Raw genomic sequence first — 26,073 nt, forward strand, 5'->3', positions numbered from 1 at the left:
TTTTGAATGAAAAGTGGCTTTAGCCCAGGTGCAGCCTGGGCTTCTAGCTATCTTTTTTATAATCGCCACCCGAACAAGAGGCACCGCCCTCTCCCTACCAAGACATCCGCGGAACCGGCTTCGCCGGGCCGCTGGATGTGCCCCCTGCAAGGGGGGAGGCGAAGACGCGAAGCGCGTAGCCTGGGGGTTAGCCAATAAATCTACTAGAGCCGTACGTCACGGGCTTGGGGATGCCGGGCATGAGGGCTGCCAGGCTGCGCTCGACCACGGCGGCGCGGCGGGCTAGTTGGGTGCGGTGCTGGCCCAGGGCGATGCCGGCCAGGCGCACGCGCGTCTGCAGCTCGGGGTTGGCGGCCAGCACGCCGGCGGCGCCGGGCTGGGCCAGGCAGTGGGAGAAGTCGGTGGAGGCCTCGCGCAGTGCGCTGGTGGCGGCCTCCAGGGCGTTGTGCTCACCCGTGACCAGGGCCTGGCCGACGGCGGCCAACTGGGCTTCGACCCGCGCCAATCCCTGCACAACCGCGGCCTCTGGCGAGGCAGCGGCCTGTCCTGGCGGGAGCATGGGGCGGGAGGTGTTCATGGGCTCGTCCTGGGGAGCAATCAGGATTCTGTGGCGCTGTCTTCTGCGTCGCCGCTACGGCGCAGCAGTTGCTGGGCGTTGGACAGCAGCTTGTCGGCGATGGCGCCGGCGTTGACTTTGTAGGAGCCGTCGGCGATGGCCGCACGGACCTGGGCCACCTTCTCGGCGTTGAAATCGGAGCCACCTGCGGCGGCACCGGCGATGGACGAGGACTCCATCGAGCGCGCCAGGCTGGACACCGTCACGGTGGCGGCAGGCGCTGCGGCGGTCGGAGCCGGAGCCGGGGCAGGCGCCGGGCTGGCGGCCGCGCCGGTGCGGGCGCCGGGCGGCTTGGGCAGGTCAGCTGACGGTAAGGTGTTGATCTTCATGGCATTTCTCCTGAGCCTCCCAGGACGCGAGGCAGCACAGGGATTGTTTCGGCGCAATCCCGGAGAACTTTAGCCCCGCCGCGCGTGTTTTCGCCGCCGCTGCAAAGAGTGGCGGCCACGCAACAGCACAAAAGGCCGCGGAGCAGGCCATGCCAGGACATCCGCGGAACCGGCTTTGCCGGGCCGCTGGATGTGCCCCCTTCGACGGGCTCAGGACAGGCTCCTGCAAGGGGGAAGGCGAAGACGCGAAGCGCGCAGCCTGGGGGTGTGCCATGGTCAGAGGGCAAGCTGCACCGTGCGCTCATCGAGCACGGTGCCGGACATGATCCGCCCGTTCTCCATGCGGATGCGTACCTGCTGCCCGATAAAGCCCGCCGTCATGGCCTGGCCATCGGAGGTGACCGCAAAGCCCGGGCCCTGGGCCACCACCCGTACCTGGGTGCCGGCGCCAAAGGCCTGCGGCGGACGCACCATGGACTGGCGCAGGGCCTGCCCAGGCGCCAGGTTGCGGGTGACGGTGCTGCCGATCCACTGCGCCGGGTCGGCGACCACGGGCGACATGTCCTCGGCCCAGTCGACTTCGCCTTCGACGGCGTCGCCAGCCGACAGGGTGGTGCCCGGCGCCACCGGCCCCTGCACCACCCAGGCCGGGCCAAAGGCCTTGACCGTGACCGGCAGGAAGACATTCCAGCGCACCTGGCCTTCGACGCAGCGCAGGCCGAGCCGGGACTTGCCCCACAGGCGCATGCCCGGTGGCAGATAGGGTTCCACGCGGGCGCAGGGCGCGAGCCGCAGGCGGCTGTCGAGCGCGCCCAGGCTCACTTCCATGCGCAGCGGCAGGCTGGTGCCGGCCATCTGCTGCGGCAGTTGGGCCACGGCCTCGTCCAGGAAGTGTTTGCTGGCCGAGGCCAGGTCCTGCTCGGAGCCGACCGATGCCACCGGCGCTGCCGGCGCCGCCAACGCGACCACGGTGGGCGCGGCCGCAGGCGTGGCCTGCGTCAGCGCCGCCAGTTGGGCGGCCTGCAGCGCCTGCAGTTGCGCCGGCGTATGCGCCGCCACCGCCGGGCCGGCCGCGTGCACGCCCGGGGCCATCAGCAGCAGGGCCGTGGCCAGGACAGGGAAAGAGGAAGAAACAAGGGGGATGCGCATGGCGGAGACTCCCGCAGTAACCGGAAGTTGACTATAGGTAGCCACCACCGGGCGGATGGCGCGAAGTGCGGCAGCTTCACCCCTTTCTTCGGCGCTTTGGGCTTGGGTAGCGGTTTCCATAATCGCTGCCACGTGGAGTGCCGCCTGCCGGCTGCCTTCCGCACTTTCCCAACCGAGGTGGCACCGATGCTCGACAAACTGACACAGGCTGTGGATTTCCAAGGCAAGGCCCTGGTGCTGCGTGCCGAGCGCCAGCGCACCATCGCCAGCAATATCGCCAATGCGGACACGCCGGGCTATGCCGGGCGCGACTTCCGCTTCAACGACGCGCTGCGCGACGCCACGGGTGCGGCGGCCGGCGGCAGCGCCGGCACCAGCCGCCTGCGCCTGGCCGAACCCCAATCGGGCGGCAGCGCCACCTCCACGGGCCGCACCGAGCCGGGCTTCATCCCGCTGACCACCTCGCTCGCGGGCAGCGGCCCGCGCATGGACTACACGGTGCAGACCCAGCCCAGCATGGACGGCAACAGCGTGGACATGGACCGCGAGCGCGCCGCCTTCGCCGACAACTCGGTGCGCTACGAGGCCACGCTGCGTTTCATCAACGGTTCGGCCAAGACCATTCTCTCGGCCATCCAGGGCCAGTAGGCCCGGCCACGACAGGAGCTTTCGCATGTCGATGTTCTCAATCTTCAACGTCTCCGGCAGCGCGGTCAGCGCGCAGTCGCAGCGACTCAATGTGGTGGCCAGCAACCTGGCCAACGTCGATGCCGTGGCCGGCCCCGACGGCAAGGCCTACAAGGCGCGCCAGGTGGTGTTCCAGACCGTGCCCATGGGCAGCGAGGGCTCGGCCGGTATCAAGGTCAACGCCATCACCGAGAACGACGCGCCCGGGCGCCGCGTGCTCGACCCGGCCAACCCGGCCGCCGACGAGCAGGGCTACGTCACCCATTCCAACGTGAACGCGGTGGAGGAGATGGTCAACATGATCTCGGCCTCGCGCTCCTACCAGAACAACGTCGAGGTGATGAACACCGCCAAGACGCTGCTGCTCAAGACCCTGCAGATGGGCCAGTGAGCCCCGTCCACCACTTCACCGGGAACCACCCATGAGCACCGTCACCGACGCTACCGCCGCCTCGTCCACCTATACCTATACGCCCACCACCAGCGCCACCACGAGCACGGACATGGGCGCCACGCAGGACCGGTTCCTGAAGCTGCTGGTGGCGCAGCTGACCAACCAGGACCCGATGAACCCGATGGACAACGCCCAGATGACCACGCAGATCGCACAGATCAACACGGTCACCGGCATCCAGCAGCTCAACACCACGGTCTCGGGCCTGGCGACGCAGCTGACCGCCACGCTGGGCATGCAGGCCAGCTCGCTGGTCGGGCACACGGTGGAAGGCGACGGCAACACGCTGGCGGTGGACGCCGACACCAAGCTTGGCACCGGCGCGTTCGAGCTCGATGGCGCGGCCTCCAGCGTGGTGGTCAGCATCAGCACGGCAGACGGCAAGTCGCTGGGCAGCATCAACCTGGGCACCATGGCCGCCGGCGCGCATGACTTCAGCTGGGACACGTCGTCCTACACCGGCACCGATGCGCTGAAGTTCAGCGTCGAGGCCACCAACAAGGGCGCCGCCGTGACCAGCACCACCCTGACCAAGGGCGTCGTCACCTCGGTCGGCTCGGACAGCAACGGCGCCCTGACGCTGACGCTGAACAACGGCAGCAAGGTGCCCTACAGCCAGGTCAAGTCCATCAGCTAGGCGCTGCGCGCCCAGCCCCTCCGTTTTTTCGCCACGGCAACTGTTCACCAGGAGAACCGACCATGTCATTCCAGCAAGGGCTCTCGGGCCTCAACGCCTCCAGCCGCAACCTCGACGTCATTGGCCACAACATCGCCAATGCCAATACCACCGGCATGAAGGCCTCGCGCGCCGAATTCTCGGAGCTGTATGCCGGCAACATCGGCACCGCCGGTGGTGTGTCCGCCGGCATTGGCGTGACCGTCGGCGCGGTGTCGCAGCAGTTCACCCAGGGCAACATCAGCAGCACCGGCAACAGCCTGGACGTGGCCATCAGCGGCAGCGGCTTCTTCGTCGTGAAGCAGCCTGACGGCGACACCGCCTACACCCGCGCCGGCAACTTCAAGCTGGACTCCAACGGCAACATCGTCACCAACGACGGCGCCCAGGTGCAGGGCGACATCATCGACCCGGTCACTGGCGTGGTGACCAAGGGCACCTTGCAAGTCCCCACCGGCAAGGGCATCGACGGCAAGGCCACCACCAGCGGCACGCTGGAGCTGAACCTGGACACGCGCGCGGATATCGCCGCAAACGAGACACCGCCGACGCCGACCACCACCTACGGCACCTCGCTTAACGTCTACGACGCCCAGGGCAATGCCATCCCGGTGAACCTGTACTTCGTGAAGACCGCCGCCAATGCATGGAGCGTCTACACCAAGGCCGATGCCAGCGACACGCCAACCCAGCTGACCTTCAACGCCAGCGGCCAGATCCTCACGCCCAACCCGGCCACGATGGCACTCACCGGCCTGCAGGCCGCGGGCGCCACCAGCACCCCGATCAATGTCAACTTCGACCTGAGCGGCCTGACCCAGAACGCATCGTCCTTCGCGGTGTCCAACATCGCGCAGAACGGCTACGCGCCCGGCCAGCTCACCGGCATGAGCATCGAGCCCGACGGCAAGCTGACCACCCGCTACTCCAACGGCCAGACGCAGACCGTGGGCCAGTTGACGCTGGCCAACTTCCGCAACGTGCAGGGGCTGGAGCCATCGTCCGGCAGCTACTGGAAGCAAACGGCCGCCTCGGGCGACCCCATCGTCAGCACGCCGGGCTCCGGCAACTTCGGCCAGCTGCAGTCCCAGGCACTGGAAGACTCGACGGTGGACCTGACCGCCGAGCTGGTGAACATGATGACCGCCCAGCGCGCCTACCAGGCCAATGCGCAGACCATCAAGACGCAGGACCAGGTGATGTCGACGCTAGTGAACTTGAGGTAACTATGAACCACCTCCAGGCTTGCCCATTGCGTATGACCGCCACCGCCTTTTCGAAGGGGCGACGCGTCCGTGCGCGGCACGCCTGCGCATGTGCCAGCCGGGCTGGCGTTGGGATGAAAGGCCGCCCATGGACCGCTTGATCTACACCTCGATGACCGGCGCCAGCGCTGCTGCGGCGCGGCAGACGGTGCTGGCCAACAACCTGGCGAATGCGTCGACCAATGGCTTTCGGGCCGAGCTGTCGCAGTTTCGCGCGGTGCCACTCAACGGCACCGGCACCAGCAGCCGGGTGTTTGCGCTGGAGGCCACCTCGGGCTATGACGACCGGCCGGGCTCGGTGCAGCGCACCGAGCGCAACCTGGACGCCATGGCGCAGGGCAATGCCTGGTTCGCGGTGCAGGGCCTGGACGGCACCGAGGCCTATACCAAGAATGGCGCGCTGGAGATCAACTCCCAGGGCACGCTGGTCAACAGCGTGGGCCTGACCGTGCTGTCGGACGGCGGCGCGCCGATCGACGTGCCGCAAGGCGCGCAGATTTCGCTGGGCCTGGACGGCACCGTCACCGCCAAGGTCGACGGCCAGCAGCCCAACATACTGGGCCGCGTGAAGCTGGCCACGCCAGACGCCGAGGACCCGCTGCGGCGCAGCGATGACGGCCTGTTCCGCACCCGCTCGGGCGACCCGGTGGCGCAGGACGCGCTGGCCAAGCTGCAGACCGGCGCGGTGGAAAGCTCCAACGTCAACGCCGTCGAATCCATGGTCGGCATGATCGCCGCGGCGCGCCAGTTCGAGTCGCAGATGAAGCTGATGCAGACCGCCGAGACCAACGACAGAAGCGCCAGCAAGCTGCTGGGCCAGAGCTAAGTAGCTCCCCTTTAGAAAGACCGCCATGATCAATTCACTCTGGATCTCCAAGACCGGCATGGAAGCCCAGCAAACCCAGCTGGACGTGATCTCCAACAACCTGGCCAACGTCTCGACCAACGGCTTCAAGCGCGCCACGGCGGTGTTCGAAGACCTGATGTACCAGAACCTGCGCCAGGTCGGCGCCAACAGCACCGAGCAGTCACAACTGCCCACCGGCCTGCAGTTGGGCCTGGGCGTGCGCACCGTGTCTACCGCGCGTTCCTTCGCGCAGGGCAGCCTGCAGCAGTCGGGCAATTCGCTGGACGTGGCCATCAGTGGCAATGGCTTCTTCCAGGTGACCATGCCGGACGGCACGCTGGGCTATACCCGCGACGGCTCGTTCCAGCGCAACGCCCAAGGCCAACTGGTGAATGCCACCGGCCTGCCGGTGGCCAGCGGTGTGACCATTCCGGCCAATGCGCAAAGCGTCACCATCGCCGCCGACGGCACCGTCAGCGTGCTGACCCAGGGCAATACCGCGCCGCAGCAGGTGGGCACCATTGCCCTGGCCAACTTCGTCAACCCGGCCGGCCTGGAGCCCAAGGGCCAGAACCTCTACACAGAAACTGCCGCATCCGGCCAGCCGCAGCAGGGCACGGCCGGCCTGAACGGCCTGGGCTCGGTGATGCAGGGCTATGTCGAGACCTCCAACGTCAACGTGGTGCAGGAACTGGTGACCATGATCCAGACCCAGCGCGCCTACGAGATGAACTCCAAGGCCGTGCAGACCTCCGACCAGATGCTGCAAAAGCTGGGGCAGCTGTGATGGCCGCGCGTCATGCCGCACTGCCGCTGCTGGCCGCCAGCCTGCTGCTGGCCGGCTGCGAGACCATGGCGCCCAAGGTCGACATGGCGACCACCTCGGCACCGCCGATCAACTACGCCATGCCGGCCAAGCCGCAGGTCACCGGCGGGCTGTTCCACACCAGCAGTTTTCGTCCGGCCTTCGAAGACCGGCGCGCGCGCCTGGTGGGCGACAGCCTGACCATCCTGATCGCAGAGAACGTCACGGCCAGCCAGACATCGTCGTCCACCGTGGACCGCACCAGCAGCACCGCGGCGGGCATCAGCGCCCTGCCCTTCTTTGGCGCGGCCTCGCTGGCGGCCAAGACCAACATCGGCGCCTCCACCGCGAACGCGTTCGAGGGCAAGGGCGGCACCGCCAGCGCCAATACCTTCACCGGCACCATCACCACCACGGTGGTGGAGGTACTGCCCAACGGCCACCTGCTGGTGGCGGGCGAGAAGCAGATCGGCGTGCAGCAGAACGTGGACGTGCTGCGCTTCACCGGCACGGTGGACCCGCGCGCGATCCTGCAGGGCAATGCCATCCCGTCGACCCAGGTCGCCAACGTGCGGGTGGAGTCGCGTGGCCGCGGCGCGCAGAACGAAGCCCAGACAGTAGGCTGGCTTTCCCGCTTCTTTTTCAACGTTAGCCCGTTCTGATCCTTCGCAAAATGCGTGCATGGCTGCCCTGCACTTCTCCCACGCTCCTGTTCCCGCCCGGCGGGCGCGCACTGCCGCAGCGGCGCTCCTGATACTCGCCGCGCTGGCGGCCAGCCTGCCGGCGCAGGCGCTGCGCATCAAGGAAGTGGCGAGCGTCGCGGGCGCACGCAGCAATAAATTGACCGGCTACGGCTTGGTGGTGGGCCTGGATGGCACCGGCGACCAGACCACGCAGATGCCGATCACCACCCAAAGCCTGACCAATTACCTGCAGCAGCTGGGCATCACGCTGCCGACCAGCTCGCTGTCGCAACTGCAACTGAAGAACGTGGCCGCCGTGATGGTCACGGCCGAGATGCCGGCCTTTGCCCAGCCGGGCCAGGTCATCGACATCAATGTGTCTTCGGTCGGCAATGCCAAGTCGCTCAAGGGCGGCACGCTGGTGGTGACGCCGCTGCGCGGCGTCGACGGCGAGGTCTATGCGCTGGCCCAGGGCAATCTGGTGATCGCCGGCGCCGGCGCCTCCGCTGGCGGCAGCCGGGTGCAGATCAACCACCTGAGCGCCGGCCGCATCCCCGGCGGCGCGCAGGTCGAACGCATCATTCCCACGCCGCTGCAAGAAGGCACGACGATCAACCTCGACCTGGACGCGACCGACTTCCAGACCGCGCGCCGCGTGGCGCAGGTGATCAACACCCGCATCGGTGCCGGCACCGCGCGCGCGCTGGATGGCCGCACGGTGCAGGTGCAGGCGCCGCTGGACCCCAATTCGCGCGTGAACTTCCTTGCCGACCTGGAAGAAATGCCGCTGGAGCTGTCCGCGCCCGCCGCCAAGGTGGTGGTGAATGCGCGCACCGGCTCGGTGGTGCTGAACCAGGCGGTCACCCTGGGCCCCTGCGCCATCGCGCATGGCAACCTGGCGATCACCATCAGCTCCACGCCCATCATCAGCCAGCCCGGCGCGTTCTCGCAGGGCCAGACGGTGGTGGCGCAAAGGAGCGACATCCAGATCAAGCAAGAGCCCGGCACGCTGCTGACCCTGCCGGCCGCGCCGCAGCTGGCCGACGTGGTGCGCGCCCTTAATTCGCTCGGCGCCACGCCGCAAGACCTGCTGGCCATCCTGCAGGCGATCAAGGCCGCAGGCGCGCTCAATGCCGAGCTGGAAGTGATCTGACGGGGCAGACCGATGGCGATCTCTTCCACCTCCTCCAGCAGCCTGCTGTCTTCGTCGGCACAGAGCGTCACGTCCAGCAACGCGCTGGCCGCAGACGCCCGCAGCCTCAATGCGCTCAAGCTGCAGGCCGGCCAGGACAGCCCGGCGGCCATCAAGGAAACCGCCAAGCAGCTTGAATCGCTGTTCATGCGCGAGCTGCTCAAGAGCATGCGCGAGGCAACGATGAAATCCGGCCTGACCGACAACGCCGGCTCGGACCTGGGCACCGACATGCTCGACCAGCAGTTCGCCGTGAAGATGTCGGGCCAACCCGGCGGGCTGTCGGAGATGATCGCGCGCCAGTTGTCGCGCCAGAGCACCAGCGCGGACGCCGATGGCGACGCCGCCAAGATGGAATTCAACGTGCCCTCGACCTTGTCGCTGGGCCGTTTTGGCAGCAGCGGCACGGCGGCTGCCAGCGCGGCATCCGCCCCCGCCACGCGCGTGCGCACCACGCAAACGCAGGCCGGCTTTGTGCAGGCGCACAGCCAGACCGCGGCCCGCGTGGCGCAGGACAGCGGCATTCCCGCCGCCTTCATGATGGGCCAGGCCGGCCACGAGACCGGCTGGGGCCGCAGCGAGATCCGCCTGAAGGACGGCAGCAACTCCTACAACCTGTTTGGCATCAAGGCTGGCTCCGGCTGGACCGGCAAGGTGGCCGAGGTCACCACCACCGAATACGTGGGCGGCCAGCCGCGCAAGGTGACGGCCAAGTTCCGCGCCTATGACAGCTACGAGGACTCGTTCCGCGACTACGCGCGCCTGATCAACGAGAGCCCGCGCTACGCCGCCGCCCGCCAGAAAACCGACTCGGCCGTGGCCTACGCCACCGAACTCAAGCGCGCCGGCTACGCCACCGACCCGGCCTATGCCTCCAAGCTGAGCCGGGCCATTCACAGCACGATGCAGCTGCAGCGCGCGCAACAAGCCCAGGGTGCCATCACCCTGGCCAATGGAAGCACAGGATGAACATCACCGCAGGACAGGCTGGCCGTAGCGCGCCTCCCGCCCACTCCCGGCAGGCGCACGCCGCGACGGGGGTATCGCCATGAGCAGCCTGCTCAACGTCGGCACGCGCGCGCTGCTGGCCAACCAGGCCGGGCTGGCAACCACCGGCAACAACATCGCCAACGTCAATACGGTCGGCTATTCCCGGCAGACCGTGGTGCTGGGCCAGGTGCAGGGCCAGAACGATGGCAGTGGCTACATCGGCAAGGGCGTGCAGGTCGTCACCGTCACGCGCCAAAGCAGCGACCTGCTGACACGCCAGAGCACCACCGCCAATTCGGTGGCGGCCGCCGACTCCATCCGCGCCACGCGCCTGTACCAGATGGAAGACCTGTTCCCCGCCGGCACGACCGGCATGGGCGCAGCGCTGACCAATCTGCTCAACTCCTTCACCAACGTTGCCAGCAACCCCTCGGACCTGAGCGCGCGCTCGGTGGCCTTGTCCAACGCCGACGAGCTGGCCAACCGCCTGCGCACCGCGTCCTCGCGGCTCGACGACCTGGCCAACGGCGTGCAGCAGGAGCTTTCCACGTCGGTCTCGGCGGTCAACCGCCTGACCTCGCAGATCGCCACGGTGAATGAGCAGATCGCGCGCGCCAAGAGCAGCGGCCATACGCCCAACGACCTGCTGGACCAGCGCGACAAGCTGATCAACGACCTGAACGGCTACGTGCAGACCTCGCAGGTGACCGCCGACGACGGCAGCACCAACATCTTCCTGGGCAGCCAGCCGCTGGTGCTGGGCAACGTGGTGACGCAGGTGTCGCTCAAGACCGACGACCCGTCCGGCACCAAGCTGGCGATCGTGCGCGACGGTGCCACCACCACGCTGGACGAGAACACCATCGGCGGCGGCAGCATCAGCGGCCTGCTGAAATTCAGCAACACCGACATGGTGGACGCGCGCAACCAGATCGGCCGCATGGCGGTCACCGTCAGCTCCCTGCTGAATGCGCAGCACCAGGTGGGCCTGGACATGGATGGCAACGCCGGCACGGCGCTGTTCAACACGCCCTCGGTCGACAACGTCTATGACGCGAACGGCCTCAAGAGCTCGGCCCTGGGCGTGACCCTGACCGATGCGTCGGCGCTGAAGGCCACCGACTACCAGCTCTACTTCGACGGCACCGGCTCGGCCGGGACCCTGGTGCGCAGCGCTGACGGCAGCAAGGAAAGCTTCACCGTCGGCGCCGGCGGGGCACTGACCTTCTCCAATGACGGCGGCATCACGACCACCACCAGCATGGACGGACTGCAGTTCACCGTCGGCACGCCGGCGCCGGCAGCCGGCAGCACGCTCACGGCCAAGCCCTTTGCCACTGCCGCAGGCGACATCAAGACCGCCATCTCCAACCCGCGCCAGCTGGCCGTGGCCAGCCCGATCGAGGCCGTGCCCGCCAGCACCAACACCGGCACGCTGTCGGTCGCCTCGATCTCGGCCACGCCCGATCTGGTGCTGCCGACCACGGCACTGACGCTGACCTTCGCCAAGGCGGTAGCACCCTCCACGCAGGACACCTACAGCTACACGGACGGGGGCGGCGCCACCGTGACCGCCAACTACACGCCCGGCGACACCATCACCATCGAGGGCCGCAGCATCATGCTCAAGGGCACGCCTGCGGCCGGCGACACGCTGACCATCGGCCCGAGCACCGCCGCCTACCGCAACACCAGCGCGGGCAACGCCACGGCCATGGCCGCACTGGCCGACGCCACGGCCTTCGACGGCGGCACGCTGTCTGACGGCTACGCCGGCATCATCGCCAACGTCGGCCTGAGCGTGCAGAACGCGCAGTACGCGTCCCAGGTGTCCACCTCCATCGCCACCAGCCTGGCCAGCGACAAGGCCTCGATCGCGGGCGTCAGCCTGGACGAGGAAGCCAGCAACCTGCTGATGTACCAGCAGGCCTACCAGGCCTCGGCCAAGATGATCCAGGTGTCGCAGAGCATCTTCGACTCGCTGATCCAGACCATGCGATGACCCCCAGGCTACGCGCTTCGCGTCTTCGCCAACCCCCTTGCAGGGGGCACATCCAGCGGCCCGGCAAAGCCGGTTCCGCGGATGTCTGCGCTTGGCCTGCTCCGCGGCCTTTGGAGCCCCTGCGGGCGATGTGCGGCTAACGCGTAGCGCCATGGACCAATTGATAGAGAGAGAGACCCAGCATGACCAATCCCTACGGCCGTATCGGCACCGCCAACGCCTTTGACAACGCCCTTCGCAATCTGTCGGCCCGCCAGAGCGCGATGGTCAACCTGCAAGGGCAGGTCAGCGCCAACCAGAACGTGCAGCGCGGCAGCGACGACCCTGCCGCCGCCGCGGCGGCCGAGCGCGCCACCACGCGCCTGTCACGCATCGATACCGAACAAAAGGCGCTGACCGCGCAGCGCGCCACCATCCAGAGCGCCGAAGGCACGCTGGGCAACGTCAACTCCGCCATCCAGGACTTCCGCGACCTGGTGATCCAGGCCGGCAACGGCAGCTATGACGCGACCTCGCGCGCCAGCATCGTGCAGCAGCTCAGCTCGCTGCGCGACCAGATCCTGTCGCTGGCCAACCAGAAGGACAGCAGCGGCCAGTCGCTGTTCGGCGGCCTGGGCAGCACGGCGGCCCCCTTCGTTGACGGCAACGTCGTTACCTACAGCGGCATCGGCGGGCAGAACGCGAGCAACGGCAACGCCATCTCGACCACCGTCGACGGCTATGCGACCTTCATGGACGTGCCCACCGGCAATGGCGTCTTCAGCATTGCGCTGCCGACCAATGCCAGCGGCACGGTGACCAACACCGGCACCGCCTGGGCCGACGCCGGCACGGTGACCAACCCCGCAGCCCTGACCGGCGCCAGCTACAGCGTCAGCTTTGCGGTGGATGCCGCCGGCAACACCACCTACAGCGTGCCCGGCAGCACCCCGCCCATCGCCAACCAAACCTATGTGTCGGGCCAGCCGATCAGCTTCGACGGTCTGTCCTTCAACGTCACGGGCACCCCCGCCAATGGCGACAGCATGAACATCGCGCCCAGCCAGAAGACCAGTATCTTCTCGGTGATGGACCAGGCGATCAGCGAGCTCAGCAAGTCCGGCGCCAATGTCGGCGCCACCACCAACGCGGTGACCCAGGCGCTGCAGCAGCTCGACAGCGGCCTGTCCCGGGTGAGCGCGAGCCGCTCCTACGCCGGCGAACTGCTCAACCGCGCCGACCGGATCAGCGACACGCAGGACGCGCGCTCGGTCCAGGTCACGGCCGACCTGTCGCTGGCCGAGGGCTCGGACACCAACAGCCAGGTCAAGCGCGTGTCGGACTTCCAGAACCAGCAGACGGTCTATTCGGCAGCGCTGGCGTCCTATGCCCAGATCCAGAAGCTGTCGCTGTTCAACTACATCAGCTGATCGTTTGTCCGGGGCCCCCGCGCCCCAGCACGCCGCTACGATGGCGTATCCCGTCACCGCTCCCGTTCCGCGCACCGCATGACCGCCACCGTCCTCGACAGCATCACCCTGGGCTACCAGCCGCTGTGGGGTCCCCGCCGCACGCTGATGGGCATCGCACTGTTCGTGCGGCCGGAAGCCGACGCCACGGTGGATGCCGCCCACCTGGTCGAGGCGCTGCAAGAGCTGCTGCCCGCCGAGGCCCCGCCCATCCTGCTGCTGGCCCAATCAGCCCCCTTGCTGGCCGGCCTGCTGGACCATGTGCAACCGGCCCCGCGCCGGCTCGCCGGCGAAGAGCCCACCTTCAGCACCCACACCTTCTTCACGCCCACGCTGGTGGTGCCTGCCACCGAGCTGGCACGCGCACCGGTGGCCGACGCAGTGCGCCGCGCCCACCGGCGCGGGCTGCAACTGGTTTGGCAGGGCGAGGCCGAGCAGCCGCCCGAGCCCGGCCTGGCCGGCTGCTTTGCGCGCCAGTGGCTCAGCGTATCGCCGGCGCTGGCCGCGCTGGCCCTGCACGACGCCCTGCGCCAGGCCAAGGCGCCGGCCGGCGTGCCCGCCACCGGCCCGCTGCCCAGCGGCCAGATCTTTGGCGGCATCGCCAGCCATGTGCTGATGGAATATTGCTTTGAGCGCTGCCGCGCCCATGCGCTGGCCGGCTGGCCGGTGGAAGACGCGGTCTACAGCCTGCGCCACGGCCCGCTGGAGCCCGACCACAAGGTGGTGCTGGCCACGCTGCAGGCGCTAGAGGCCGACCGCTCGGCCGAAACGGTGGAGCGCACGCTGTGCGACGACCCGCTGCTGGCCTACCGCTTCCTGGTCTATGCCAATTCGCCCGGCGTCGGGCTGCGCAGCGGCGTGGAGTCGGTGCGCCACGGGCTGATGATGCTGGGCACCGCCACATTGGCGCAGTGGCTGGTAGAGCAGTTGCCGCACGCCAGCCATGACTCGGTGCTGCGCCCGGTCAAGGCCGGCATGGTGATGCGCTCGCGCCTGATGGAGCGCCTGCTCGACGCCGGCAGCGAAGAAGCGCTGCGCCGCGAGATCGCCCTGTGCGGGCTGTTCTCCGACCTGGATCAACTGCTGGACCAGCCCCTGGGCAGCATCCTCACCCGCCTGCCGCTGTCCGGCCGCATCTACGACGCCACCGTGATGCACACCGGCCCCTACGCCGCCGCCCTGGCCATGGCGGTGGCGCTCGAATCCCCCGACACCGAGGCCACCCGCCGCCTGTGCGTGCGCCACGCCATGGACCGCGGCGACATCAACCGCGCCCTGCTGCGCATGCTGGGCGGGCTGCAGGCAGACGGCGCGCTGCGCTGAAACCGCGGCTGTTTATGCTCGGGGCGGTTCACCACTCACCGCCCGCACCATGAGCACAGCCCCCATCGAGATCGAAACCGGCCCGCAGCCGCGCGCCAGCATCATCATCCTGCACGGCCTGGGTGCCAGCGGCGATGACTTTGTGCCCATCGCGCATGAGCTGGACCTGGCCGCCGTGGGCCCGGTGCGCTTCGTGTTCCCGAACGCGCCGGTGCAGCCGGTCAGCATCAACGGCGGCTACGCCATGCCGGCCTGGTACGACATTTTTCCCGGCACCGGCATCGCCCGGCGCGAGGACGAACCCGGCCTGCGCCGCTCGCTGGCCACGGTCGAGGCCCTGCTGGCACACGAGAAGGCGCGCGGCATTCCGGCCAACCGCATCGTGCTGGCGGGCTTCTCGCAGGGTTGCGCCATGGCCTTGCTGGCCGGCCTGCGCCACGCCGAGGCCCTGGCCGGCATCGTCGGCCTCTCCGGCTACCTGCCGCTGGCCGCCAGCACTGCAGCCGAGCAGCACCCGGCCAACCAGGCCACCCCCATCTTCCTGGCCCACGGCCGGCACGACGGCGTGGTGCAACTGCCGCGCGCCATCGCCTCGCGCGACGCGCTCACAGCGCTGGGGCATGCGCTTGAGTGGCACGACTACCCGATGGAGCACTCGGTCTGCCCACCCGAGATCGCCGACCTGAACCACTTCCTGCTGCGGGTACTGGCCTAGGCTGCGCACAAAATTTAAGCAAAATAGGGCCTTAGCCCTTTACCCACCTGGGCTATTAGCTATAAAAAACATAGTACCAAAGGCTTTGTCGACCGGGCAATTTCCCGCCCCCGGGCGAGAAAATACCGCCGGTGTTACCGTCCGGCCCAGCAAAACATAGAACTATTGGCTATCAGCATATGGGCGAACTACAACAACGGCTGGCGGCATTGGCGCCGGCGCACCTGCGAGGCATCCGGCGAGGGATAGAGAAAGAGAGCCTGCGCGCGCGCGCCGACGGCAAGCTGGCGCTCACGCCGCACCCAGTGGCGCTGGGCGCCGCGCTCACGCACCCGCACATCACCACCGACTTCAGCGAATCGCAGGTTGAGCTCATCACCGGCGTGCATGCCGACGTGGACGCCTGCCTGGCCGAGCTGCGCGAAGTGCACCAGTTCGTCTACCAAACCTTGCAGCGCGAATGCGCCAACGTGGATGACGAGCTGCTGTGGGCCTCCAGCATGCCCTGCGGCCTGCCATCGGACGAGACCATTCCGATCGGGCGCTACGGCACCTCCAACATCGGCCGCGCCAAGAGCGTCTACCGCATGGGCCTGGGCCACCGCTACGGCCGGCGCATGCAGACCATCTCGGGCATCCACTACAACTGGTCGCTGCCGGGCGTGTCGAGCGAGCAGTACTTCGCGCTGATCCGCAACTTCCGCCGCCACGCCTTTTTGCCGCTGGTGCTGTTTGGCGCCTCGCCGGCTGTGTGCGAGAGCTTTGTCGAAGGCCGCCCGCACACGCTGGAGCGCATTGGCGACTACACCATGCACATGCCCTACGGCACCTCGCTGCGCATGGGGCGGCTGGGCTACCAGAGCGAAGCGCAGGCATCGCTATCGGTCAGCTACAACAGCCTGGAAGGCTACGGCGCCTCGCTGCAAGATGCGCTGACGCACCCCTACCCGGCCTACGAAAGCATTGGCGTGCGCAACCTGGGCGGTGAATACAACCAGCTCGCCACCACGCTGCTGCAGATCGAGAACGAGTTCTACGGCACCATCCGCCCCAAGCGCACCATCCACCCTGGCGAGCGGCCGCTGCATGCGCTGCGCGAGCGCGGCGTGGAATACGTCGAAGTGCGCCTGATGGACCTCGACCCCTTCGAGCCCCTGGGCATCAGCGCGCAGACCATGCGCCTGCTCGACGTCTTCCTGCTGCACTGCCTGCTGGCCGACAGCCCGCCCGACACGCCGGCAGAGATCGCCGAGATCGCCCACAACCAGCACCTCACCGCCGCCAGCGGCCGCCAACCCGGCCTGCTGCTGCAACGCCAGGGCCAGCAGGTGGCGCTGGTCGATTGGGCGGCGCAGATCCTGGCCGACTGCGCGCCCATTGCCGCGCAACTCGACGCCCTGCACGGCGGCCAATTGCACGCAGAGGCCGTGCGCGCCGCCCAGGCTGCCATTGCCGCGCCGCACACCCTGCCCTCGGCCCGCGTGCTGGCGGCCATGCAAGAGCAGCACGGCAACGCCTTTATCGACTTTGCCCGCACCCGCTCGCAGGCCACGCGCGCAGCGCTGCTGGCCACGCCGCTGGCGCCCGCGCGGCAGGCCGCCTTCGAGCAGATGGCGCAGGACTCGGTCGAGGCGCAAAAGCGCATCGAAGCCGCCGACACCATGCCCTTCGAGCAGTTCCGCGAGCAGTACACATCGCCCCTGCACCTGATGCCGCGCAGCAAGCAAGCCAAGGCCGTGCTGCACGTGTGACAAAGGCGCGCTGCGGCTTGCCGTAGAGTTGGGCGGTCATTTATCCACAGGACCGTCTCGCCATGGGCATTGATTTCAAAGACCGCGTCGCCATCGTCACCGGAGCCGGCGGCGGCCTGGGCCGCCAGCATGCGCTGGCCCTCGCCAAACGCGGCGCCAAAGTCGTCGTCAATGACCTGGGCGGCACGCTCAACGGCGGCGGCAGCTCGGTCACGGCGGCGCAAGCGGTGGTCGACGAGATCGTCGCCGCCGGCGGCCAGGCCATCGCCAACGGCGCCTCCGTTACCGACTTCGACGCCGTGCAGGCCATGGTGCAGCAGGCGGTAGACGCCTGGGGCCGCGTCGACATACTGGTCAACAACGCCGGCATCCTGCGCGACAAAAGCTTTGCCAAGATGGAGCTGGCCGACTTCCGCCTGGTGCTGGACGTGCACCTGATGGGCGCCGTGCACTGCAGCAAGGCCGTCTGGCCGCTGATGACCGCGCAGCAATACGGCCGCATCGTCATGACCACCTCGTCCTCCGGCCTGTACGGCAACTTCGGCCAGAGCAACTACGGCGCCGCCAAGATGGCCCTGGTCGGCCTGATGCAGACGCTCAGCATCGAAGGCGAGAAACACGGCATCCGCATCAACTGCCTGGCCCCCACCGCCGCCACCCGTATGACCGAAGGCCTGATGCCGCAGCAGGTGCTGGACGCCCTCGACCCCGCCGCCGTCGTGCCCGCCATGCTGGTGCTGGCAGCGGAAGACGCCCCCAACCGCACGGTTCTGTGCGCAGGCGCCGGCAGCTTCGAGGCCGCGCATGTCACGCTCACCCAAGGCACTTTCATCGGCACCGGCCCGGATGCGCCAGAGCGGCTGGCGGCGCAGTTGGCCAAGGTGACGGATCGGGCGGGGGAGCAGGTGCCGCTGAGCGGGGCGGCGCAGGGGACGCTGGAGGTGGGGCGGGCGTTGGCGGGGCGGTCTTGAGGCGTGGGCAGCTCAGGAATACGTGGGTGACAAATCGTCTATGTCACAGCATCGACCGCTGGCCCTGATGAAGACAATTGCCGAACTCAAACCTGGGACGGCACCGGCGGCCATGTTCCCGCCTCCCTGCGCGCCTCGAACCACCTGTGCATCGCAGCATCCTCGACCGCGTATTCGCCGCGCGCTGATTTCCACACCAGGGCCGGCATGCGCTGGCGCAGGGCTTCCAGCGCCTTCTGCGCCTGGGCCACGCTCACCACGATGCCTGCCTTTTCGCGATAGAACTTGAGTGCATCGGCGTCGTACGGACGAAAGCGCGGCCCCTGCTCCAGCATGCGCCACAGCATGGCCTGCTCGGCGGGTTTCAAGCCCAGGTAGTCGGATTCCATCTGCGCTTCGTCGTCGCGCTGGCGCTGTTGCGCGGCATGCAGCATGGCGGGCTCGAAGCGCTCCTGCAGGTCTGCCAGCGGGCTCAACACCTGGCCCAAGGCCTCCATGAAGAACTGCGGGCGGTTGCCAAAGCCTTCAAAGGCCGTCTGCAGGGCGGCGGTATCCACCGGTCGAAGGTCGGGCCGCTGGGCCTCGACCAGGTGGGCGATGTGGGCGATGAAATCAGCACCCAGGGGCGGCATGCGCTGGATCTGGGAGCCGTAGAAGGGCGACCCGTTGGTGTTGACCAGGCGCAGCAGCTTGTCGCGGTCAGAGCCCGACATCACCAGCATCAGGTGCACCTCGCCGGGCTGGTTCATCTGGTCGCGGGCCGATTTGAGGGCCGACATGGCGTTCTCGCCGGCCTCGCTGGTGAGGGCGTGCTGGGCTTCGTCAATGATCAGCGCCACCGGCTTGCCCGCGGATTCGTACAGGGCGCGCAAGGCGTCGGTCAGCGTCAGGCCATCCACCTTGCCGATCTTGCTGGTGTCGATCTGCAGCCAGCCGGCCAGGCTGACCTTCTCCAGCCCGGCCTTGCGCGCCGCCTGGGCCACGACGCCCAGGTGCGGCTGCAACGCGCGCCCAATGGCTTCGGCGATGAGGGCGCCAGGGTCGCGAGCGGTATCGGCCCACAGATCGACGTACACCACAACGATGCCCGCCTGCTCCAGCGCGGGACGCAAATCACCGCGCAGGAAGGTGGTTTTGCCGGTGCGGCGCGGCGCGGCCAGGAACAGGCCGTTGTGGGCATCGCCAAACACCGACCTGCCCTGCAAGGCCACCACCAGTTCTTTGGCCAATGCGGAACGCGAGTAGGCGATCATGATTTATCCTTCGATATCACAAAAAAGATAAATTATCTTAATTTAGATAAACTTCGATAATTCTATCGCCCATTGATGCCCTCACCCCCGCATCGCATCCCGCATCCGCTCAAACGCCCGCCAAAAAGTAGCGTCCTGCGTGTTCGCAAAATTGATGCGCATCAGCGTGCTGGGCTGGCGCGTGGCGTTGAACAGGGCACCGGGGGCCAGCAGCCAGCCGTCGTCCAGCATGCGCTGGGCCAGCACGTCGGTGTCGACACCGGTGTCGACCCAGCCAAAGACGCCCATGGGCTCGGCGACGAAGCTGCAGCCCGCCGCCTGCGCCAGCTTGACGCTGCGGCTGCGGGCCAGCTCCAGGCGGGCGCGCACGCGCTCGGCGTGGCGGCGCAGTTGGCCCTGCTCTATGCAGATGGCCAGCGCCTTCTCCAGCAATGAGGGCGTGGTGAGGGTGGCCAGCATCTTGGTGTCGAGCAGGCGCTCTACCAAGTCGGGCGGCGCGGCCAGGAAGCCGACGCGCCAGTTGGGCGCCAGGATCTTGGCAAAACCGCCGACATAGATGGTGCGGCGCAGGCCGTCGAGCGTGGTGACGCGGGTGGCGTGCTCGGGCGCGATGTGGCTGTAGGTGTCGTCTTCGACGATGTGAAAGTCGTGCTTCTGCGCCAGCTCCAGCAGCCGGTGCGCGCTGCCGGGCGCAAGGCAGTAGCTGGTCGGGTTGTGGAACACGCTGACGCTGACGAAGAGCCGCGGCGCATGCGTCTGGCAGTAGCGCGCCATCACCTCCAGGTCCGGCCCGGCGGCGCCGCGCGGCACCGGCAGCACGCGCATGCCCAAGGCGTCGAGCCGGGCAAATTCCACCGACCAGCCGGGCTCCTCCACCATCACCGGGTCGCCGGCCTTCAGCAGGGTGCGGCTGACGATGTCCAGCGCATGCGTGGCGCCCACGGTGGTGATGATCTGTGCTGGTGCGGCCTCGATGCCGATCTGCGACAGGCGCTGCGACAGCACCTCGCGCAGGCCGCTGTCGCCCAGCGGCTCGCCGTATTCCAGCGAGCTGCGCGCCCAGGCGGTACTGGCGGTGACCTTGCGCACGGCGGCCTGCAGCGCGGGCAGATCCAGCCAGTCGGGCGGCATCACGCCCGAGCCCGGCTGGGCGCGGCCCGAGGGCGAATGGAACATGCCGCGGATCAGCGCCGTGGCCTGCAGCGGCGCGTTGCGCAGCGGGCCGGCCTGCGCCGCACGCGCTTTCGCTCCTTTTTTTATAGCTTCATGCCCAGTCGCATCCTTGGCTTGAGGCCTATTTGGCAAAAAATCCCGGACAAAGAAACCGCGCTGCCGCCGCGCCTCCACCAGCCCCTGGGCCAGCAGCAGGTCGTAGGCCGCCACCACGGTGTGCGGGCTCACGCCCTGCTGGCGCGCGCATTCGCGCACCGAGGGCAGGCGCGCGCCGGGCACCAGCAAGCCGGCCCGCACGCGCTCGGCAAAGCGGTCGGCGAGTTGTTCGGTCAGGGTTTGCGTGGGGGTTCGGGTCAGCATGGGGGTAGTCTGTGCCAGTACCTTGCACAGTACAGATTCAGGATTTGTGCGACCATCTGTACTGGTTCTGTGATGGTCAAGACTTTAAAGTATTGGGCATGAACTGGCAAGAATTCACCGCGCTGCTGGTGCTGGCCACGGCGATGAGTTTTTCGCCCGGGCCCAACACCACGCTCTCCACAGCCCTGGCGGCCAACGGCGGCCTGCCGCGCGCCATGCGCTTTGTGGTGGCGGTGCCGATCGGCTGGACGCTGCTGCTGGTGCTGTGCGCCGCCGGCCTGGGCGCGCTGGTGGTGGCGGTGCCGCCGCTGCGCTTGGCGATCAAGGCGCTGGGCATTGGCTACCTGCTGTGGCTGGCCTACAAGCTCAGCGGTAGCGCCACGCTGGGCCGCGCCGACAGCGCCAAGCTCAGCATCGGCTTTGGCCAAGGCGTGATGCTGCAGTTCGTCAACATCAAGGCCTGGCTGCTGGCGCTCACGCTGGTGGCGGGCTGGATCGCGGGGCAGCCCGATGCGCTAGGCCGCTTTGCCATCGTGGCGCCGGTGATGCTGTTCTATGCCTTCGTCAGCAACTTCACCTATGCGCTGGTGGGCGCGCTGCTGCGTGAATGGCTGGCCAAAGGCGCGCGGCTGCTGTGGTTCAACCGCGCGATGGGCCTGGTGCTGGTGCTCACGGCCTGGTGGATGGTGAGCGTATGAAGCTCGACATCAAGGACGAGACGCTGGGCATGTGGCTGGGCGTGGTCGGTGTCGCGCTGTTCGCCATCACGCTGCCAATGACGCGGCTGGCCACCGGCACGCAGGCCGCGCCGCAGTTGTCGCCGTGGTTCGTCACGCTCGGGCGCGCGGCGCTGGCGGGCGTGTTGTCGGCCGTCTTCCTGCTGGCCACGCGCTCGCCACGGCCGGCGCCGCACCAATGGAAGCCGCTGGGCATCGCGGTGCTGGGCAACGTCATCGGCTTTCCGCTGCTGCTGGGCTATGCGCTGCGCGTGGTCACGGCCAGCCATGCGGCGGTGGTGACGGCCCTGCTGCCGCTGGCCACGGCTGCCGTTGCGGCCTGGGTGCTGCACCAGCGCGCGCGGCTGGGCTTCTGGCTCTGCGCCATTGCGGGCAGCTTGCTGGTGGTGCTGTTCTCGGTGCTGCGCGCGCACCAGGGCGGGCACGGCTTTGGCTTCGAATGGGCCGACCTGCTGCTGGTCGGGGCGGTGATTGCCGCGTCCTTTGGCTATATCTACGGCGCGCAGGTCACGCCTTCCTTGGGTGCCGAGCGCGTGATTTGCTGGGTCTGCGTGATGGCGCTGCCCGTCACGCTGCCGGCCACGCTGGCCATGTGGCCGCAGCAGCCCATTGCCGCGTCGGCCTGGGTCGGCTTTGTCTACGTCGGCATGTTCTCGATGTGGATCGGCTTCTTTGCCTGGTACCGCGGCCTGGCCCTGGGCGGCGCCTTGCGTGTGAGCCAGACGCAATTGCTGCAGCCGTTTCTGTCCATTCTTGTGTCGATCCCGCTGCTGGGCGAACCACTCGACGTGGTGACGCTGGGCTTTGCCATCGCCGTGGTGGCCACGGTGGTCGTTGGCAAACGGCTGTCGCAACCAGCAAGCGCCGCCGCACCGAAAATACCCGCTGGCACTGTCTGCACGGCCAGCCTGCGCAGGCCCTGACGCACAGCCTGCACCCTTTGTTCGAATCTCACCTCACCTGCCTGAAAGAAAACCACATGAACTGGAAACTCGCCGCCCGCGCCGCCAAGATGAATCCTTCGGTGCTGCGTGAAATCCTCAAGGTCACCGAACGCCCCGGCATCATCAGCCTGGCCGGCGGCCTGCCCTCGCCCAAGACCTTCCCGATCCAGGCCTTTGCTGATGCCTGCGCCGAAGTGCTGCACAACGACGGCCAGGCCGCGCTGCAATATGCCGCCAGCGAAGGCTATGCGCCGCTGCGCCAGGCCGTGGCCGACATGCTGCCGTGGGACGTCGACGCCTCCCAGGTGCTGATCACCACCGGCTCGCAGCAGGGCCTGGACCTGGTGGCCAAGGTGCTGATCGACCCGGGCAGCAAGGTGCTGGTGGAGACGCCCACCTACCTCGGCGCGCTGCAGGCCTTCGGCCCGATGGAGCCGAACCCGGTGAGCGTGGCCAGCGACGACGACGGCGTGATCGTCGATGACCTGGTCGCCAAGGCCAAGGACGCGCGCTTTGTCTACCTGCTGCCCAACTTCCAGAACCCCACCGGCCGCACCATGACTGAGGAGCGCCGCGCCGCCGTGTCGGCCGCCGCTGCCGCCGCCAACCTGCCGATCATCGAAGACAACCCCTACGGCGAGCTCTGGTTCGACGAAGCCCCGCCGCTGCCGCTGACCGCGCGCAACCCCGAAGGCTGCATCTACCTGGGCTCGTTCTCGAAGGTGCTGGCACCGGGCCTGCGCCTGGGCTTCCTGGTGGCGCCCAAGGCCATCTACCCGAAGCTGCTGCAGGCCAAGCAGGCGGTGGATCTGCACACGCCGATCTTCACGCAGCGCATGGTGTCGGCGGTAATGAAGGATGGCTTCCTGGACCGCCACGTGCCCACCATCCGCGCGCTGTACAAGCGCCAGCGCGACGCCATGATCACCGCGCTCAAGCGCGAGATGGCGGGCCTGGACGTGCAGTTCAACGCGCCCAAGGGCGGCATGTTCCTGTGGGCGCGGCTGCCCGAGGGCATAGACACCGTGACGCTGCTGCCCAAGGCCGTTGAGCGCAACGTGGCCTTCGTTCCCGGCGCGCCCTTCTACGCCGGCGAGGGCGACCCGCGCACGCTGCGCCTGTCCTTTGTGACCGCCAGCGTGGAAGAGATCGACATCGCCATCGCCGCGCTGGCGCAGACGCTGCGCGAAGAACTCGCGCTGCTGGGCGACAAGAAGCTGGCCGTCGCACAGGTCTGAAAGCACAAACCAGGAGCCTCCCGTGATCGGCCTTGCAACGCTGTCGCTCTTCCTGCTCGCGGTTCTGGCGCTGTTCCTTTCGCCCGGCCCGAACATGGCTTTCGTGCTCTCGCACGGCGTGGCGCACGGCCCGCGCGGCGGCTTTGCGGCGGCCATCGGCATCTCGGCGGCCGACCTGGTGCATACGTTGTTTGCCGCCACCGGCGTGACCGCGCTGGTGGCGGCGTGGCCACCCTCTTTCGATCTGCTGCGCTATGCGGGCGCGCTGTACCTGCTGTGGCTGGCCGCACAGGCGCTGCGCAGCAAAGGCGGCTTGCGCGTGGGTGCCGCCAGGCCCGCCGGCTTTGCACGCATCGTGCGCATGGCGCTGCTGAACAACCTGGTCAACCCGAAGGCCTTGCTGTTCTTCATGGTCTTCCTGCCGCAGTTTGTGGACCCGGCGCGTGGCAGCGTGCCGCTGCAACTGGTGCAGTTGGGCGTGCTGCTGTCCATCGCCGCGCTGGCCTTCAACACCTTGCTGGGCGCCTGCAGCGGCCAGGTCGGGCGCTGGCTGCAACGCCGCCCCGGCGCCGAGAAGTTCCAGCGCACGCTGCTGGCGCTGGTGATGATCGGCCTGGCGCTGCGCCTGCTGCTGCTTGACCGCCCATCGGCCCCCGTTTCCATGCTCTCCACACCAGGACGCTAAACATGCTCAATATCTGGGGCCGCACCAGCTCGATCAACGTCCGCAAGGTAGTGTGGTGCGCGCAAGAACTGGGCATTGACTTCCAGCGCACCGAGGCCGGTGGAAAATTTGGCGTGGTGCAAACGCCCGAATACCTCGCGCTCAACCCGAACGCGATGGTGCCCGCCATCGACGACGGCGAAGGCGCCGAGCGCGTGACGCTGTGGGAATCGAACGTGATCGTGCGCTACCTCTGCGCCAAGCATTCGCCAGGCCAGCTCTACCCAGGCGAGCTGCCCGCGCGCTTCGATGCCGAGCGCTGGATGGACTGGCAGCAGACCACGCTCAACCGCGCCAGCCGCGACGCCTTCATCCAGTGGGTGCGCACACCGCCATCGCAGCGCCAGCCGGCGCTGATCGACGCCTCTGTGCACGACAGCGAGGCGCTGTTCGCCATGCTCGACGCGCACCTCGCAAAGCGTGCCTACATCGGTGGCGAGCGCTTCACCATGGCCGACATCCCGCTGGGCTGCGAAGCGCACCGCTGGTTCGGCCTGCCGGCGGTCGAGTACCACCGGCCGACCTGGCCAAACCTGGAACGCTGGTACGCCAACCTGCTTTCCCGCCCAGCCGCACGCGGCGTGCTTGATCTGGCATTGGAATGACCCCCAGTCTTCGCGCACTTCGTGTCGCTTCGCCAACCCCCTTCAGGGGGCACGTCCTGCGGCCCGGCAAAGCCGGTTCCGCGGACGTTTGCGCATGGCCTGCTCCGCGGCCTTCAATGCCGCTCGGCCTCATGCTCTGCGGACGACATTCAGCGCCGTAGAAAACCCATATCGCTCACTGAACAGCAACGCCCACCCCCATGAAATCCCGCCCCTTCCAGCAAGTCGACGTCTTCACCGCTACGCCCTACCGGGGCAACCCGCTCGCGGTCGTGCTCGACGGCAGCGGCCTTGACGATGCCACCATGCAGCGCTTCGCGGCCTGGACCAATCTGTCGGAAACCACCTTCCTGCTGCCGCCCACGACGCCGGCCGCCGACTACCGCGTGCGCATCTTCACGCCCGGTGGCGAGCTGCCCTTTGCCGGCCACCCGACGCTGGGCAGCTGCCATGTCTGGCTGGCTGCCGGCGGCCAGCCGCGCCAGGCCGGCGAGGTGGTGCAAGAGAGCGCCGTGGGCCTGGTGCGCATACGCCGCAGCGGTACGCGCCTGGCCTTTGCCGCGCCGCCGCTGCGCCGCACCGACCCGGCCCCGGCACGGCTGGCCCAGGTGGCGCGCGCGCTCGGCCTGAAGCCGCAAGAGATCCGCGCCGCCCAGTTGCTGGACAACGGCCCGGTCTGGCTGGCGCTGCTGGTGGACAACCCGCAGACCGTGCTGGCGCTGTCGCCCGACCACGCGCGGCTGCGCGAGCTGGACGCCAAGGTCGGCGTGGTGCACCTGGATGCCAGCAAGGCCGGCATCGACCCGGCCACGCCCGCGCTGCTGGTGCGTGCCTTTGCCGCGCCCATAGGCGTGGCCGAAGACCCTGTCACCGGCAGCCTCAACGCCTCGCTTGCGCAATGGCTGATCGGCGCCGGCCTGGTGTCGGGCCGCTATGTGGCGTCGCAAGGCGAATGCCTGGGCCGCGCCGGCCGCGTCTTCATCGAGCAGGACACAGACGGCACGACCTGGGTCGGCGGTGACGTCGCGCCCTGCATCGCTGGCGCCGTATTGCTCTAGGATGAATCCCCCCAGGCTGCACGCTGCGCGCTTCGCCCCCCCCCCTTCTGCTGCGCGAAGGGGGCACCGCCAGCGGCC

At 68.2% G+C, this 26,073-nt stretch carries 26 protein-coding genes; 21 read left to right on the forward strand and 5 right to left on the reverse strand.

The features are described 5' to 3' along the window. Nucleotides 1–187 precede the first annotated feature (187 nt). The 3 genes from AAFF27_24225 to flgA form a co-directional block, all read right to left on the reverse strand. Nucleotides 188–577, reverse strand: coding sequence for a hypothetical protein (locus AAFF27_24225; GenBank protein ID XAH23056.1), 390 nt, complete (start codon nt 575–577; stop codon nt 188–190). A 20-nt stretch (nt 578–597) separates the two neighbouring features. Next, a complete protein-coding gene (gene flgM, locus AAFF27_24230; protein XAH23057.1) occupies nt 598–945 on the reverse strand; it encodes a flagellar biosynthesis anti-sigma factor FlgM in 348 nt (115 codons plus the stop codon). Between the two features lie 276 nt (nt 946–1,221). Next, nucleotides 1,222–2,094, reverse strand: coding sequence for a flagellar basal body P-ring formation chaperone FlgA (gene flgA, locus AAFF27_24235; GenBank protein ID XAH23058.1), 873 nt, complete (start codon nt 2,092–2,094; stop codon nt 1,222–1,224). A 186-nt stretch (nt 2,095–2,280) separates the two neighbouring features. On the opposite strand from flgA, the gene flgB reads away from it, so the two are divergent. From flgB to AAFF27_24310, 15 genes are all read left to right on the forward strand, one after another. Continuing rightward, the gene (gene flgB, locus AAFF27_24240; GenBank protein XAH23059.1) at nt 2,281–2,742 is read left to right on the forward strand and encodes a flagellar basal body rod protein FlgB; all 462 of its coding nucleotides are present in this window, start codon (nt 2,281–2,283) and stop codon (nt 2,740–2,742) included. A gap of 25 nt (nt 2,743–2,767) precedes the next feature. Beyond that, nucleotides 2,768–3,172 carry a flagellar basal body rod protein FlgC gene (gene flgC, locus AAFF27_24245; protein ID XAH23060.1) on the forward strand — a complete coding sequence of 135 codons (405 nt, stop codon included), beginning with the start codon at nt 2,768–2,770 and terminating at the stop codon, nt 3,170–3,172. A 31-nt stretch (nt 3,173–3,203) separates the two neighbouring features. Then, complete coding sequence (locus AAFF27_24250; GenBank protein ID XAH23061.1) at nt 3,204–3,872, forward strand: flagellar hook capping FlgD N-terminal domain-containing protein; 669 nt, start codon at nt 3,204–3,206, stop codon at nt 3,870–3,872. A 62-nt stretch (nt 3,873–3,934) separates the two neighbouring features. Beyond that, entirely contained in the window at nt 3,935–5,137 is a 1,203-nt protein-coding gene (gene flgE / locus AAFF27_24255; protein ID XAH23062.1) for a flagellar hook protein FlgE, read from the forward strand. A gap of 127 nt (nt 5,138–5,264) precedes the next feature. Further along, nucleotides 5,265–6,002 (forward strand): flagellar basal body rod protein FlgF, encoded by a 738-nt coding sequence (locus AAFF27_24260; GenBank protein ID XAH23063.1) that lies wholly within the window; start codon nt 5,265–5,267, stop codon nt 6,000–6,002. Nucleotides 6,003–6,027: 25 nt separating this feature from the next. Then, on the forward strand, nt 6,028–6,810 hold the full coding sequence (flgG, locus tag AAFF27_24265; GenBank protein XAH23064.1) for a flagellar basal-body rod protein FlgG: 783 nt from the start codon (nt 6,028–6,030) through the stop codon (nt 6,808–6,810). Continuing rightward, nucleotides 6,810–7,490: a flagellar basal body L-ring protein FlgH gene (locus AAFF27_24270; GenBank protein ID XAH23065.1), complete on the forward strand. Its 681-nt coding sequence runs from the start codon at nt 6,810–6,812 to the stop codon at nt 7,488–7,490. Before flgG ends, AAFF27_24270 begins: the two co-directional genes overlap by 1 nt. A gap of 19 nt (nt 7,491–7,509) precedes the next feature. After that, nucleotides 7,510–8,664 (forward strand): flagellar basal body P-ring protein FlgI, encoded by a 1,155-nt coding sequence (locus AAFF27_24275; GenBank protein XAH23066.1) that lies wholly within the window; start codon nt 7,510–7,512, stop codon nt 8,662–8,664. A gap of 12 nt (nt 8,665–8,676) precedes the next feature. Further along, nucleotides 8,677–9,672, forward strand: coding sequence for a flagellar assembly peptidoglycan hydrolase FlgJ (gene flgJ / locus AAFF27_24280; GenBank protein XAH23067.1), 996 nt, complete (start codon nt 8,677–8,679; stop codon nt 9,670–9,672). 79 nt (nt 9,673–9,751) lie between these two features. Next, nucleotides 9,752–11,695, forward strand: coding sequence for a flagellar hook-associated protein FlgK (flgK, locus tag AAFF27_24285; GenBank protein ID XAH23068.1), 1,944 nt, complete (start codon nt 9,752–9,754; stop codon nt 11,693–11,695). A gap of 182 nt (nt 11,696–11,877) precedes the next feature. After that, nucleotides 11,878–13,104, forward strand: a complete 1,227-nt coding sequence (gene flgL, locus AAFF27_24290; GenBank protein ID XAH23069.1) for a flagellar hook-associated protein FlgL — start codon at nt 11,878–11,880, stop codon at nt 13,102–13,104. A gap of 78 nt (nt 13,105–13,182) precedes the next feature. Continuing rightward, nucleotides 13,183–14,466 (forward strand): HDOD domain-containing protein, encoded by a 1,284-nt coding sequence (locus AAFF27_24295; GenBank protein ID XAH23070.1) that lies wholly within the window; start codon nt 13,183–13,185, stop codon nt 14,464–14,466. Between the two features lie 49 nt (nt 14,467–14,515). Further along, nucleotides 14,516–15,181, forward strand: coding sequence for a carboxylesterase (locus AAFF27_24300; protein ID XAH23071.1), 666 nt, complete (start codon nt 14,516–14,518; stop codon nt 15,179–15,181). Between the two features lie 179 nt (nt 15,182–15,360). Beyond that, the gene (gshA, locus tag AAFF27_24305; protein XAH23072.1) at nt 15,361–16,932 is read left to right on the forward strand and encodes a glutamate--cysteine ligase; all 1,572 of its coding nucleotides are present in this window, start codon (nt 15,361–15,363) and stop codon (nt 16,930–16,932) included. Between the two features lie 62 nt (nt 16,933–16,994). Beyond that, nucleotides 16,995–17,903, forward strand: a complete 909-nt coding sequence (locus AAFF27_24310; protein ID XAH23073.1) for an SDR family NAD(P)-dependent oxidoreductase — start codon at nt 16,995–16,997, stop codon at nt 17,901–17,903. 86 nt (nt 17,904–17,989) lie between these two features. Here AAFF27_24310 and AAFF27_24315 read toward each other — a convergent pair whose 3' ends face one another. Both AAFF27_24315 and AAFF27_24320 read right to left on the reverse strand, forming a co-directional pair. Continuing rightward, nucleotides 17,990–19,156, reverse strand: a complete 1,167-nt coding sequence (locus AAFF27_24315) for an AAA family ATPase (GenBank protein ID XAH23074.1) — start codon at nt 19,154–19,156, stop codon at nt 17,990–17,992. An 81-nt stretch (nt 19,157–19,237) separates the two neighbouring features. After that, the gene (locus AAFF27_24320) at nt 19,238–20,689 is read right to left on the reverse strand and encodes a PLP-dependent aminotransferase family protein (protein ID XAH23075.1); all 1,452 of its coding nucleotides are present in this window, start codon (nt 20,687–20,689) and stop codon (nt 19,238–19,240) included. A gap of 98 nt (nt 20,690–20,787) precedes the next feature. Between AAFF27_24320 and AAFF27_24325 the strand changes: the two genes are divergently transcribed. The 6 genes from AAFF27_24325 (at nt 20,788) to AAFF27_24350 (ending at nt 25,995) form a co-directional block, all read left to right on the forward strand. Further along, complete coding sequence (locus tag AAFF27_24325; protein ID XAH23076.1) at nt 20,788–21,387, forward strand: LysE family translocator; 600 nt, start codon at nt 20,788–20,790, stop codon at nt 21,385–21,387. After that, nucleotides 21,384–22,349, forward strand: a complete 966-nt coding sequence (locus tag AAFF27_24330; protein XAH23077.1) for a DMT family transporter — start codon at nt 21,384–21,386, stop codon at nt 22,347–22,349. The genes AAFF27_24325 and AAFF27_24330 overlap by 4 nt, the downstream gene beginning before the upstream one ends. A 56-nt stretch (nt 22,350–22,405) precedes the next feature. Further along, a complete protein-coding gene (locus AAFF27_24335) occupies nt 22,406–23,608 on the forward strand; it encodes a PLP-dependent aminotransferase family protein (protein XAH23078.1) in 1,203 nt (400 codons plus the stop codon). Nucleotides 23,609–23,630: 22 nt separating this feature from the next. After that, nucleotides 23,631–24,293, forward strand: a complete 663-nt coding sequence (locus tag AAFF27_24340; GenBank protein ID XAH23079.1) for a LysE family translocator — start codon at nt 23,631–23,633, stop codon at nt 24,291–24,293. A gap of 2 nt (nt 24,294–24,295) precedes the next feature. Next, complete coding sequence (locus AAFF27_24345) at nt 24,296–24,937, forward strand: glutathione S-transferase (protein XAH23080.1); 642 nt, start codon at nt 24,296–24,298, stop codon at nt 24,935–24,937. A gap of 200 nt (nt 24,938–25,137) precedes the next feature. Continuing rightward, nucleotides 25,138–25,995 carry a PhzF family phenazine biosynthesis protein gene (locus AAFF27_24350; protein XAH23081.1) on the forward strand — a complete coding sequence of 286 codons (858 nt, stop codon included), beginning with the start codon at nt 25,138–25,140 and terminating at the stop codon, nt 25,993–25,995. Nucleotides 25,996–26,073 lie beyond the last annotated feature (78 nt).

Origin of the sequence: Xylophilus sp. GW821-FHT01B05 (genome assembly GCA_038961845.1) — a bacterium.
Lineage (GTDB): Bacteria > Pseudomonadota > Gammaproteobacteria > Burkholderiales > Burkholderiaceae_C > Xylophilus.

Coding starts and splice junctions, on each gene's coding strand:
- flgK (XAH23068.1), top strand. CDS start 9,752: ATGAGCAGCCTGCTCAACGTCGGCACGCGCGCGCTGCTGGCCAACCAG.
- AAFF27_24320 (XAH23075.1), bottom strand. CDS start 20,689: ATGCTGACCCGAACCCCCACGCAAACCCTGACCGAACAACTCGCCGAC.
- AAFF27_24315 (XAH23074.1), bottom strand. CDS start 19,156: ATGATCGCCTACTCGCGTTCCGCATTGGCCAAAGAACTGGTGGTGGCC.
- AAFF27_24335 (XAH23078.1), top strand. CDS start 22,406: ATGAACTGGAAACTCGCCGCCCGCGCCGCCAAGATGAATCCTTCGGTG.
- AAFF27_24310 (XAH23073.1), top strand. CDS start 16,995: ATGGGCATTGATTTCAAAGACCGCGTCGCCATCGTCACCGGAGCCGGC.
- AAFF27_24225 (XAH23056.1), bottom strand. CDS start 577: ATGAACACCTCCCGCCCCATGCTCCCGCCAGGACAGGCCGCTGCCTCG.
- flgB (XAH23059.1), top strand. CDS start 2,281: ATGCTCGACAAACTGACACAGGCTGTGGATTTCCAAGGCAAGGCCCTG.
- AAFF27_24325 (XAH23076.1), top strand. CDS start 20,788: ATGAACTGGCAAGAATTCACCGCGCTGCTGGTGCTGGCCACGGCGATG.
- AAFF27_24345 (XAH23080.1), top strand. CDS start 24,296: ATGCTCAATATCTGGGGCCGCACCAGCTCGATCAACGTCCGCAAGGTA.
- flgC (XAH23060.1), top strand. CDS start 2,768: ATGTCGATGTTCTCAATCTTCAACGTCTCCGGCAGCGCGGTCAGCGCG.
- flgE (XAH23062.1), top strand. CDS start 3,935: ATGTCATTCCAGCAAGGGCTCTCGGGCCTCAACGCCTCCAGCCGCAAC.
- AAFF27_24260 (XAH23063.1), top strand. CDS start 5,265: ATGGACCGCTTGATCTACACCTCGATGACCGGCGCCAGCGCTGCTGCG.
- AAFF27_24330 (XAH23077.1), top strand. CDS start 21,384: ATGAAGCTCGACATCAAGGACGAGACGCTGGGCATGTGGCTGGGCGTG.
- flgA (XAH23058.1), bottom strand. CDS start 2,094: ATGCGCATCCCCCTTGTTTCTTCCTCTTTCCCTGTCCTGGCCACGGCC.
- flgG (XAH23064.1), top strand. CDS start 6,028: ATGATCAATTCACTCTGGATCTCCAAGACCGGCATGGAAGCCCAGCAA.
- AAFF27_24270 (XAH23065.1), top strand. CDS start 6,810: ATGGCCGCGCGTCATGCCGCACTGCCGCTGCTGGCCGCCAGCCTGCTG.
- AAFF27_24250 (XAH23061.1), top strand. CDS start 3,204: ATGAGCACCGTCACCGACGCTACCGCCGCCTCGTCCACCTATACCTAT.
- flgM (XAH23057.1), bottom strand. CDS start 945: ATGAAGATCAACACCTTACCGTCAGCTGACCTGCCCAAGCCGCCCGGC.
- gshA (XAH23072.1), top strand. CDS start 15,361: ATGGGCGAACTACAACAACGGCTGGCGGCATTGGCGCCGGCGCACCTG.
- AAFF27_24300 (XAH23071.1), top strand. CDS start 14,516: ATGAGCACAGCCCCCATCGAGATCGAAACCGGCCCGCAGCCGCGCGCC.
- AAFF27_24275 (XAH23066.1), top strand. CDS start 7,510: ATGGCTGCCCTGCACTTCTCCCACGCTCCTGTTCCCGCCCGGCGGGCG.
- flgL (XAH23069.1), top strand. CDS start 11,878: ATGACCAATCCCTACGGCCGTATCGGCACCGCCAACGCCTTTGACAAC.
- flgJ (XAH23067.1), top strand. CDS start 8,677: ATGGCGATCTCTTCCACCTCCTCCAGCAGCCTGCTGTCTTCGTCGGCA.
- AAFF27_24350 (XAH23081.1), top strand. CDS start 25,138: ATGAAATCCCGCCCCTTCCAGCAAGTCGACGTCTTCACCGCTACGCCC.
- AAFF27_24295 (XAH23070.1), top strand. CDS start 13,183: ATGACCGCCACCGTCCTCGACAGCATCACCCTGGGCTACCAGCCGCTG.